Annotated in this window: 4 protein-coding genes; 3 read left to right on the top strand and 1 reads right to left on the bottom strand. The window is 36.4% G+C overall.

Annotated features, from left to right (window positions below; genetic code table 11):
• Positions 1 to 565: 565 nt before the first annotated feature.
• Positions 566 to 715 (bottom strand): hypothetical protein, encoded by a 150-nt coding sequence (locus tag MSBR3_RS20195; protein ID WP_155396762.1) that lies wholly within the window; start codon positions 713 to 715, stop codon positions 566 to 568.
• Between the two features lie 1,202 nt (positions 716 to 1,917).
• Here MSBR3_RS20195 and MSBR3_RS18890 point away from each other — a divergent pair.
• The 3 genes from MSBR3_RS18890 (at position 1,918) to MSBR3_RS18885 (ending at position 12,852) form a co-directional block, all read left to right on the top strand.
• Positions 1,918 to 4,587 (top strand): PKD domain-containing protein, encoded by a 2,670-nt coding sequence (locus MSBR3_RS18890; protein WP_052723330.1) that lies wholly within the window; start codon positions 1,918 to 1,920, stop codon positions 4,585 to 4,587.
• Positions 4,588 to 6,633: 2,046 nt separating this feature from the next.
• Positions 6,634 to 9,057, top strand: coding sequence for a PKD domain-containing protein (locus tag MSBR3_RS08180; RefSeq protein WP_052723329.1), 2,424 nt, complete (start codon positions 6,634 to 6,636; stop codon positions 9,055 to 9,057).
• Between the two features lie 1,314 nt (positions 9,058 to 10,371).
• A complete protein-coding gene (locus MSBR3_RS18885) occupies positions 10,372 to 12,852 on the top strand; it encodes a right-handed parallel beta-helix repeat-containing protein (RefSeq protein WP_052723328.1) in 2,481 nt (826 codons plus the stop codon).
• Positions 12,853 to 13,119 lie beyond the last annotated feature (267 nt).

Genomic DNA, 13,119 nt, shown 5'->3' with positions numbered 1-13,119 from the left:
AGCTATTCCAAAAACGATAGCAAGTAAATGTTATTTATGAGGGAATTTGAGGAGATAAAATTTAAAGAAGGCTATTATCTATAATCTTCAAAAGTATATAGTCCGCTTTTTTTGGATGATAACTGTAACTCAAAAGAATAAGATTAGGTCTCCAGTTTCTTATTTCATCATTTAGTTTAAACGGAATTTAGGTTCGTAAATAATCTATAATCGATATTGAAAGTAACATTATCGTATATTTAATCATATTTGTTATATAAATCAAAAATTTATGGATATAAAACTAGAATATACAAATATACGAAAACAAGAGTATAAAAATAAAATTTTTGATATATTTTTCCTTTCTTCACAAATGTAGTTTGGAAGATGAATAAAATCTGAAAAATATACAGCTAACGAAGTCATTGTAGATACATCAAATGCGTCATATGTTGCTGATATAAGAGTAGAAGTTGAGGATGCATTAGCATCTATTGAGGATCTCCAGGGATACATTGATAACCTTGACACTCCTCCTCTAACAAAATGTATTCTTACAGCAAGCCTTGAAAGTGTAGTTTATTCACTGGAAAATGATCGGGACCAGATAGCCATCATTAAACTCCAGTGCTTTAAGAATATTGTCTAAAGGCAGGAAAATAGGTGCAATCTTTCTTCCGAAGAAGCGGAATACATTATTAATGAAGCAGATCACATTATTGAACTGATACAATCCTCCTGAAGGGGAAACCCTTCTTAACTTTTTTAAAAATAATCAGAAAAATAATCATTTTATATAGTAAGATCTTTTGATTCAGGCTTTCATTCTTTTTGAAACAAATATGAAAGTCATTATCCAAGAAGATAATAATTATTAGCCGAAGATTTTTATTTGTAGAAATAGTAAACAAACTTAGTTAAATTGTATATAATTAATTTAATCAGATAGTTCAGATAAACGTGGACTTTCAGAATAAAAAAATTACTCCAATAAGGAGTTGCACTTGTAGTCAGTAAAGACGTAAAAATTCATACAATATCACCTTCATGTCAATATTTAAATTTAAATTAAATCCTGAAAAGTTCGAACGCTGCCAGGGAAGTTATAACCGATCCCTGTAGCGTTTAAACTTAATATTAACGTCTGTAACTGAGTATAAGTGTCACAACCAAATGAAAGTTCAGAAAATAGTAACTTTGTTCAGTATATATTTCAAATAACCTATAAAATCGGTTGCTCTGAGCACTTCAAAAGGTCCGAAGCCTATCTGACCACATCACAAAATATGAAATGCGGCCTGATTCTCCCGCCCAGACAACCGTTAACCCCATAAAAACATAGGAGGTCTTCAAAAAACTGAAATAACTTATTTTTCTTTAATTCTACTTTCTGCAGATGCACAAAAAATACTATCCGTTTTCTCAAAATATCAGTTATTTAAAAAACTGCCCATTCTTTAATGGATAATTTTGGGCAAATGGGTAAGTAGTTTCTACTTCTGTGCATATGTTCTGGCAGAATGTGGGTTATGTGGCTCTTACGTGAAACGTTTTTCAAATAACTTGTAAGTCAGTTTTATCTTCAATAAAATTTTGATGAGTATTGAAGTATTTTTGCTTGAGGACATATTTTTAATTTTTGTTTTTGTTTGAGCCGTGTTGGAAATTACAGGAATCTCTGGAATGGTGTTAGTTCCATAAATTGCAGGTATTAGCAGGTGTTATTGTCATAAATTAGGTCGTAGCTGTCTGTAATTGCTGGAGTACTTATTAACAACACTGGATACGGATAGACCTGTTTCTATAGCTAATTCATCTGCCATGTAAATGTCTGGAGATTCACCAACTTAATAGATTGAACCTAAAAATCTGGAGACAGCAAACATATCCCTACCTTCTTATTTGACAACATGAAAAATTATGGAGTAACAAAATATGACAACAATTATAAAAAGTATGACAAAAAATAGGGCCCAAAATAAGGCACAAAACAGAGTACAAGATATTGCCAAACATGGCCTTGTTTTAAGTATATTCCTTATCCTGCTGTTTGCCTTTGTTGGCTCTGCATCGGCACAAACTATTGAGGTCAACCCTAGTGATGACGTCCGCTCCATCCTCCTTAATGAAGCACAGGCTGGAGATGTCATCTACTTCAACCCTGGAACTTATCAGATGACCCGAAATTGGGCTATAAATGATAAACCTGTATCACTAATAGGCTCAGGAGCAGATAAGGTAACTGTACTTGGAAAAACCACATCTATTAATTACGGCGATTATGAAAGTGCTTCCGACATTCGGGTTGAAAATATTAGCTTCTCTAATGGTTTTTCTATCTACGGGTCGGATTACGGTGACAGCAATGTTGTAATTGAAAATTGTGTCATGAGTAGTGTATCGCTAGGTAACCTGAAGAATGTTGAAGTTTCGAATAATGTTTTCATATCTCCATATGCCTATGATGTACAAAACAGTATTTCCGCTGAGAGGCTGACCTTTATCGGAAACCGGATGGATAAGGTCGGTTGGAATATGATGCGCGTTAGTGGTAATATTACAGGTAACACCTTTGCGAATACTTCTTCAATTCCTACATGTTGGATAGGTGAATGCAACAATTACTTAACATTAAAAGACAATGTTTTTTCAAACTGTACCCTTGGAGCTATACTAATATCTGGCGATAGTAAAAACAGTAAAAACAATATCATTACTGAAAATACTTTTGATTCAAATTCTGAAGGAATAAATGTCGGAACGGAGGGAAATGGAATACCTGGTGCCGGCAACAAGATCTACCTCAACAACTTCATTAACAACACCGTCAACATCAATGACGGTTCGCCGGCCGGCTCCGTCCAGTATATCAGTAACGCTGTAAAGTACAGCTACAAAAACGAGTCCTACACCTCCTCTCTAGGCAACTACTATAACGACTACACAGGTGCAGATGCTGATAATAACGGAATAGGTGATACTCCTTATGCAATTGGTTCCGGAAGTGACACTGCACCCCTTATGGGTAAAATCACAGTTGACGGAAATGATATAATAATTGAAGCACTACCGAGTACTTCCTCTCCAATTGCCGATTTTACAGCAACACCGACTTCTGGAGACGCTCCTCTTACTGTCAACTTCACTGATACTTCAACTGGTAATGTCTCTTCTTATTCATGGGACTTTAATAACGATGGCATTATAGATAGCACCGAACAGAACCCTGTATATACCTATATTGACGCAGGCAACTACACTGTTAACCTTACAGTCACAAATGCCATTGGCATCAACAGCACTGTAAAGACTGACTATATCACTGTTTCTGAAAACTCAACACCTTCTGAACCGCCAATTTCTGCATTTCTAGCTGATGTGACGAACGGTACTGCTCCTCTTACTGTCAAGTTTACAGACCAGTCAACTGGCAATATCTCATCGTATTCATGGGACTTTGATAATGATGGCATTATAGATAGCACCGAACAGAGTCCTTCGTATACTTACGGTACGGCAGGCACGTACACTGTCAACCTTACTGTTTCCAACGCTGATGGAAGCGATTCTGAAGTAAAAACCGGATACATTAAAGTCACTGTTTCATCTCCCGGAAAGCCAGTAGCTGCTTTTTCAGCATCTTCTGCTTCAGGAAAAACACCATTAACAGTTGCTTTTACCGACAAGAGTAGTAACATGCCTACTAAATGGAAATGGAGTTTTGGAGACGGAGCGTCTTCCACAATCCAGAATCCAAAGCATAAGTATTCCAAAGCAGGAAAGTATACGGTAACACTCACCGTTGCCAATGCTAAGGGTAGTAATACGATAACAGAAACCGATTATATAAAAGTTATATCAAAACCTGATGCAAACTTCACCAGCAGTGTTACGTCAGGAAAAGCGCCATTAAACGTTAAATTTACTGACACAAGCACAGGTATGGCTTCTGGCTGGATCTGGGAGTTTGGAGACGGATCAAAGTCATTTGTCGAGAATCCAACTCATAAGTACAGTAAAGCAGGAACATATACTGTTAACTTAACAGTAAAGAATGCTGCAGGCAGTAACAAGGTAACAAAAACGGAATATATAAAAGTGACAGCAAAGCCTGTTTCAAACTTTACCAGCAGTGTTACTTCAGGAAAAGCACCATTGAACGTTAAATTTACTGATACAAGCACAGGAACACCTGCTGCATGGATCTGGGAGTTTGGAGACGGATCGAAGTCATTTGTCGAGCATCCGACTCATAAGTACAGTAAAGCAGGAACATACACTGTTAAGTTGACAGTAAAGAACGCCGTAGGCAGCAACACGGTAACAAAAACCGATTATATAAAAGTGACAGCAAAACCTGTTGCAAACTTCACGAGCAGTGTTACTTCAGGAAAGTCCCCGTTGACGGTTGCTTTTACTGACACTAGTACAGGTTCACCAAGTAAATGGAAATGGAACTTTGGAGACGGTGCATCGTCCACACTCCAGAATCCAAAGCATAAGTATTCCAAAGCTGGAAACTATACTGTCACGTTGACGGCAACAAATGCTGCAGGCAGCAGTACGACAACAAAAACAAATTATATGAAAGTGACAGCAGTCTAAAAACTGAATATATAATCTAAAACGATTAAATCCTTAATTGAAAAACGATAAAAGAAATCAAAGTGAATGGGCAGTGGGGGAAATTATTTATCAAATCTGACAAAACAACCCTTTTTCCTTATTTTAATAGAGTAAAAAGCCAGCGTTCGTTTTACGGTTTTCAATAGCTTACTACAAAACTTTTGGCTTTATAGAACTCTTATATCCCTAATTTGACAGAAAAATAAAAATTAAAATGAAAAAAGGAGCTTCATGCTCCTGTTTTTGCCCTACATTTAATGTTTCTATACATTGTTCTCGATTTTTTGCTATTTTCATTTTCCGAAAAATTCTGCGTCAATAGTATACGTTTTTTGTAGAAAAATACTTTGTCAATTAATGAATTCTGTCAAATTTGGGTTATATTGTAGAGTTTCATGAAATGATTTCTATATCTTCGGTTAAGTGAGGACTCGTGGCAAACTGCCTCCATTTCCGCAACAGTATAAATTTTAACCGATTTTGAAATGGAACAGGGCATCGATCTCATAGAAGAAGGTTAAAGTTTGATCAGGATTAAGTGCAAAATCGATAGTTTTCAGGCAAGAAAATTCCTTAACCGATGACTAATGAGGAGGCATTATATGACAAAATGGGAAAATTTATCTTTTTTCGGGTTTTTCGCTATTTTGTGTGGGTTGAAACTAATTGCTGAATTATAATGTAGCTAAGCTATAAGAGAATATCAAGCTTAAATGTATTTTCAACCAGAAATATTTTTAATTTTGGATATACTACTTCGACATTTAGGAAATCATTGTAAGTTACCCACTCGAAATAGCGAAGAGCCTTTTTTCGTGTAATTTAAAGTTGATTTTTTTGATAATGGCGATACCTTATTAAAAAATAATCTCAAATCTGAGGATTCTAGGAAGCAAATGAAACAAAAAACACGAAAAAATTTAAAAATTTCTCAATTTTAAAATCAGTCTTAATTATATAAATGTAAAAACAAGTTGTTATCTGAAAAGCTAATAATAATTAGTCATAAGTTAATATTTATATAAATATTTAACGATTAGTTAGATTATCACGTATAATTAGTTTCATCAGATATTCATGATAAAACCTAGACTTCAGGAAGGAAAGTTTATCCCAATCTGACAATCGTTATTTGTATTCAGCTAATGTACAAATTTATAAACTGCAATAGTTATTACGTTTGGATCGTGCTAAAAAAATCGCCATACCATTTATGCTGTGTGCAAATCTATTAACTGATTACAAATACGTTATCTGCGGGGTAAAATTTCAGGAAACAATAAATTTCCTGCGTATATGTTCCAATAATCTCTTAAAAGTCAAGTTGACCTGGCACTTCAAAAAGTCTGAAACCTGATTTTGCCGCAGTCATGAAACCAAAAATGCGGCTTGACTCTTTCGCTCAGACAATCGATAACCCCATAAAAACATAGGAGGTCTTCAAAAAACTGGAACTACTTACTTTTCTTTATATCCCACCTCCCGCAGATACACACAAAAATACTATCCATTTCTCAAAATATCAGTCATTTCAAAAGTTATCCATTCTTCAATGGATAATTTTGGGCAAATGGGTAAGTAATCTCTATTTCTGTGTACATGTTCTGCCGAATGTGGGTTATGTGGCTCTTACGTGAAACGTTTTTCAAATAACTTGTAAGTCAGTTTTGTCTTTCAGTAAAAATTTTGATGAGTATTGAAGTATTTTTTCTTAAGAACATGTTTAATTTTTGTTTTTTGTTTGAGCCGTATTGGAAACGACAGGACTCTCTGGAATGGTGTTAGCTCCATAAATTGCAGGTATTAGCAGGTATTATTGTCACAAATAAGGTCATAGCTGCCTGTAATTGCTGAAGTACTTATTAACAACACTGGATACGGATAGACCTGTTTCTATAGCTAATGCATCTGCCATGTAAATGTCTGGAGATTCACCAACTTAATAGATTGAACCTAAAAATCTGGAGACAGCAAACATATTCCTACCTTCTTATTTGACAACATGAAAAATAATGGAGTAACAATATGAAAACAATTATAAAAAGTATGACAAAAAATAGAGCCCAAAATAAAGCACAAAACAGAATACAAAATATTGCCAAACATGGCCTTGTTTTAAGTATATTCCTTATCCTGCTGTTTGCCTTTATCGGCTCTGCATCGGCACAAACTATTGAGGTCAACCCTAGTGATGACGTCCGCTCCATCCTCCTTAATGAAGCACAGGCTGGAGATGTCATCTACTTCAACCCTGGAACTTATCAGATGACCCGAAATTGGGCTATAAATGATAAACCTGTATCACTAATAGGCTCAGGAGCAGATAAGGTAACTGTACTTGGAAAAACCACATCTATTAATTACGGCGATTATGAAAGTGCTTCCGACATTCGGGTTGAAAATATTAGTTTCTCTAATGGTTTTAATGTCTACGGGTCGGATTACGGTGACAGCAATGTTGTAATTGAAAACTGTGTAATGAGTAGTGTAACTCTAGGTAACCTGAAGAATGCTGATGTTTCGAATAATGTTTTCATATCTCCATATGCCTATGACATATCTAACAGTATTTCCGCTGAGAAGCTGTCCTTTACCGAAAACCGGATGGATAAGGTCAGTTGGAATATGATGCGCGTTAGTGGTAATATTACAGGTAACACCTTTACGAATACTTCTGAAATTCCTGCATGTAGAATAATGGAATGCAACAACTACTTAACATTAAAAGACAATGTTTTTTCAAACTGTACCCTTGGAGCTATACTAATATCTGGCGATAGTAAAAACAGTAAAAACAATATCATTACTGAAAACACTTTTGATTCAAATTCTGAAGGAATAAATGTCGGAACGGAGGGAAATGGAATACCTGGTGCCGGCAACAAGATCTACCTCAACAATTTTATTAACAATGCCGTCAACATCAATGACGGTTCGCCGGCTGGTACCGTCCAGTATATCAGTAGCGCTGTAAAGTACAGCTACAAAAACGAGTCCTACACCTCCTCTCTAGGCAACTACTATAACGACTACACAGGCGCAGATGCTGATAATAACGGAATAGGTGATACTCCTTACACAATTGGTTCCGGAAGTGACACTGCACCCCTTATGGGTAAAATCACAGTTGACGGAAATGATATAATAATTGAAGCACCACCAAGTACTTCCGCTCCAATTGCTGATTTTACAGCAACACCGATTTCTGGAGACGCTCCTCTTACTGTCAACTTCACTGATACTTCAACCGGTAATGTCTCTTCTTATTCATGGGATTTTGATAACGATGGGAATGTAGACAGCACTGAACAGAACCCAATTTACACTTACACTGCTGCTGGTAACTATACTGTCAACCTTACAGTTTCTAACGCAGACGGAAACGATTTTGAAGTAAAGACGGATTACATTGTTGTAAGCGAACCGCTGCCTGGAGCACCTGTTGCAAATTTCACAGCTACTCCGACTTCTGGTACTGCTCCTCTTACTGCCAAGTTTACAGACCAGTCAACTGGCGATATCTCATCTTATTCGTGGGACTTTAATAACGATGGCATTATAGATAGCACCGAACAGAATCCTTCCTATACCTACAGTACTGCCGGCACGTACACTGTAAACCTCACGGTAACCGGACCTGGTGGAAGCGATTCTGAAGTAAAAACCGGGTATATTAAAGTCACTGGTTCATCTCCAGCAAAGCCAGTAGCTGCTTTTTCAGTATCTCCTTCTTCAGGAAAAATACCATTAACAGTTGCTTTTACTGACAAGAGTAGTAACATGCCTACTAAATGGAAATGGAATTTTGGAGACGGAGCGTCTTCCACAATCCAGAATCCAAAGCATAAGTATTCTAAAGCAGGAAAGTATACGGTAACACTTACAGTTACCAATGCTAAAGGCAGTAACACGGTAACAGAGACAGACTATATAAAAGTGATAGCAAAACCGGTTGCAAACTTCACCAGCAGTGTTACTTCAGGAAAAGCTCCATTGAACGTTAAGTTTACTGACACAAGCACAGGTACACCTTCTGGCTGGATCTGGGAATTTGGAGACGGATCAAGGTCATTTGTTGAGAATCCGGTTCATAAGTATTCTAAAGCAGGAACATATACTGTTAATTTGACAGTAAAGAATGCTGCAGGACGTAACACGGTAACAAAAACAGAATATATAAAAGTGACAGCAAAACCGGTTGCTGAATTCTCTGCAACTCCAACGTCAGGAAAAACGCCATTAACGGTTGCCTTTACTGACGCAAGCACAGGTTCACCAACTAAATGGAAGTGGAGTTTTGGAGACGGAACATCGTCGACAATCCAGAATCCAAAACATAAGTATTCTAAAACCGGAAGTTATACAGTGACACTGACATCAACAAATGCTGCAGGCATCAGTACGACAACAAAAACCGATTACATAAAAGTGACAACAAATACAAAATAAGAGATATAATCTGAAAATGACTAAACTTTAGATTGAAAAACGATAAAAAATCAAGGCTAAAAGGTTGAGAGATTATCGATAAATCTGGCAAAACAACCTCTTTAGTCTTGTTTTACTAGGAAGGAGGAGACTCTTCTTAACTTGTTTGAAAACTAATCTGAAAAGTAATCATTTTATAAAAGTAAAGTACTTTGATTCAGGCTTTTATTCTTTTTGAAGCAAATATGGAAGTCATTATCCAAGAAGATAATAATTATTAGCCGAAGATTTTTATTTGTAGAAATAGTAAACAAACTTAGTTAAATTGTATATAATTAATTTAATTAGATAGTTCAGATAAACTTGGACTTTCAGAAGAAAAAATTACTCCAACATGGAGTTGCAACTTGTATTCAGTAAAGACGTAAAAATTCATACAATATCACCTTTATGTCAATATTTTTTAGATTTAAACTCAAAAAGTTCAAATGGTGCCAGGGAAGTTACAACTGGTTCCTACAGTGTTTAAATTTGTAATATTAATGTCTGTAACTGAATATAAGTATTACAACCAAAATGAAAGTTCAGAAAATAGTAACTTTGTTCAGTATATATTTCAAATAACCTATAAAATCGGTTGCTCTGAGCACTTCAAAAGGTCCGAAGCCTGATCCGACCACATCACAAAATATGAAATGTGGTCTGATTCTCCCGCCCAGACAACCGTTAACCCCATAAAAACATAGGAGGTCTTCAAAAAAACTGAAATAACTTATTTTTCTTTAATCCTATTTTCCGCAGATGCACACAAAAATACTATCTATTTTCCCAAAATATCAGTTATTTAAAAAACTGCCCATTCTTTAATGGATAATTTTGGGTAAATGGGTAAGTAACTTCTACGTGTACATGTTCTGCAGAATGTGGGTTATGTGGCTCTTACGTGAAACGTTTTTCAAATAACTTGTAAGTCAGTTTCATCTTCAATAAAATTTTGATGAGTATTGAAGTATTTTTACTTGAGGACATATTTTTAATTTTTGTTTTTTGTTTGAGCCGTATTGGAAACGACAGGAATCTCTGGAATGGTGTTAGCTCCATAAATTGCAGGTATTAGCAGGTGTTATTGTCATAAATAAGGTCATAGCTGTCTGTAATTGCTGGAGTACTTATTAACAACACTGGATACGGATAGACCTGTTTCTATAGCTAATTCATCTGCCATGTAAATGTCTGGAGATTCACCAACTTAATAGATTGAACCTAAAAATCTGGAGACAGCAAACATATCCCTACCTTCTTATTTGACAACATGAAAAATAATGGAGTAACAATATGAAAACAATTATAAAAAGTATGACAAAAAATAGAGCCCAAAATAAAGCACAAAACAGAATACAAAATATTGCCAAACATGGCCTTGTTTTAAGTATATTCCTTATCCTGTTGTTTGCCTTTGTTGGTTCTGCTTCGGCACAAACTATTGATGTCAATCCTGGAGATAATATTCTCTCAAAAATTAATGAAGCACAGGCTGGAGATGTCTTATACTTCAACCCTGGAACGTATGACATAAATCAGGTTTTATTTATATCCGACAAACCTCTATCTTTTATAGGTGCAGGTGCAGATAAAGTAACCTTTAATTTTATTGATTACAATGCGCTAAATTTTGACTTATCTAATATTGAAACTGCCCATGATATCCTGATTGAGAACATAAGCTTTTCATCGTCCACTACGAGATGGGTTGAAATCCGTGGATCAGATTATGACTCTACCAATGTTATAATCAGAAACTGTATATTCAAAGGTGTGTATTTAAGTTCAATTATCCTGAATAATGTTGAATATTCAAATAATGTTTTCGTTAACGGATCCTCTTCATGCGGTGTTGATAATGTCCAAGGGAAACTGATCCTTACCGAAAACCAGTTTGATAATTGTTATTGTTATGCGGGCAGGGTAAATAACGGCGGTGTGATTACAGGTAACACCTTTACAAACGTTACTTCTAACTATGCAGTTAGTATTGGCAAGGGAGGAAACGACATAACATTCAGTGATAATGTCATTTCACACTGTACCAGTGCTGATGGTTATGGAGGTTTACTTATAGATCCTAAAAGTAATGGCAATATTATTACTGGAAACACCTTTGACTCCAATTCTGTAGGGATTACTTTTAACTTGAAAAGCGGAAAAACTGGCACTGGCAATAAGGTTTACCACAACAACTTCATTAACAACACCGTCAACATCAATGACGGTTCACCGGCCGGCTCCGTCCAGTATATCAGTAGCACTGTAAAGTACAGCTACAAAAACGAGTCCTACACCTCCTCTCTAGGCAACTACTATAACGACTACACAGGCGCAGATGCTGATAACAACGGAATCTGTGATACTCCTTATGCAATTGGTTCCGGAAGTGACACTGCACCCCTTATGGGTAAAATCACAGTTGACGGAAATGATATAATAATTGAAGCACTACCGATTACTTCCGCTCCAATTGCTGATTTTACAGCAACACCGACTTCTGGAGACGCTCCTCTTACTGTCAACTTCACTGATACTTCAACCGGTAATGTCTCTTCTTATTCATGGGATTTTGATAACGACGGTACTGTTGACAGTACGGAACAAAACCCTGTATATACCTATATTGACGCAGGCAACTACACTGTTAGCCTTACAGTCACAAATTCCATTGACAGCAACAGCACTGTAAAGACTGACTATATCACTGTTTCTGAAAACTCAACACCTTCTGAACCGCCAATTTCTGCATTTCTAGCTGATGTGACGAACGGTACTGCTCCTCTTACTGTCAAGTTTACAGACCAGTCAACTGGCAATATCTCATCGTATTCATGGGATTTTAATAACGATGGCATTGTAGATAGCACCGAACAAAGCCCTTCCTATACTTACGGTACTGCCGGCACGTACACTGTCAACCTCACTGTAACCGGACCTGGTGGAAGCGATTCTGAAGTAAAAACCGGGTACATTAAAGTCATTGTTTCATCTCCCGGAAAGCCAGTAGCTGCTTTTTCAGCATCTTCTGCTTCAGGAAAAACACCATTAACAGTTGCTTTTACTGACAAGAGTAGTAACATGCCTACTAAATGGAAATGGAGTTTTGGAGACGGAACATCGTCCACAATCCAGAATCCAAAGCATAAGTATTCTAAAGCAGGAAAGTATACGGTAACACTCACTGTTACCAATGCTAAGGGTAGTAATACGATTACAGAAACCGATTATGTAAAAGTGATCTCAAAACCTGCTGCAAACTTTACCAGCAGTGTAACGTCAGGAAAAGCTCCATTGAACGTTAAATTTACTGATGCAAGCACAGGAATTCCTACTGGCTGGATCTGGGATTTTGGAGACGGATCAAGATCATTTGTCGAGAATCCGATTCATAAATATTCTAAGGCTGGAACATATACTGTTAACTTGACAGTAAAGAACGCTGCAGGACGTAACACAGTAACCAAAACAGAACTTATAAGCGTAATATCAAAACCTGTTGCAAATTTCACCAGCAGTGTAACGTCAGGAAAAGCACCATTAAATGTTAAATTTACTGATACAAGTACAGGTACGGCTTCTGGCTGGATCTGGGAGTTTGGAGACGGATCAAAGTCATTTATCGAGAATCCGACTCATAAGTATTCCAAGGCAGGAACATATACTGTTAACTTGACAGTAAAGAACGTTGTAGGCAGGAACACGGTAGCAAAAACCGACTACATAAAAGTGACAACAAATACGAAATCTGGGACGTATTCTGAAAACGAATAAACATTTAATTAAAAAACGATAAAAGAGATCCAAGGCTAAAAGGTTGAGAGATCATTGATAAATCTGGCAAAACAACCTCTTTAGCCTTGTTTTGCTAGGGTTGAAAGCCAGTCTTCAGTTCTTGTTTTTCAACGACTGGCATTATGATCAGGTTTCTTAACTTTTTTAAGTTCATTTAAATTAACTGTCTCGTTTCATATCTCAGTTCTTTTGATGTTAGATTATCTAACTGCTTACATTTGAAAAATTTACAATTTTACAGAAAAA

It is taken from the genome of Methanosarcina barkeri 3 (genome assembly GCF_000970305.1).
In the GTDB taxonomy this organism is placed as follows: Archaea; Halobacteriota; Methanosarcinia; order Methanosarcinales; family Methanosarcinaceae; genus Methanosarcina; species Methanosarcina barkeri_A.
Note: the sequence above shows the minus strand (reverse complement) of the source record. Positions and strands in the feature narration are given on the sequence as shown.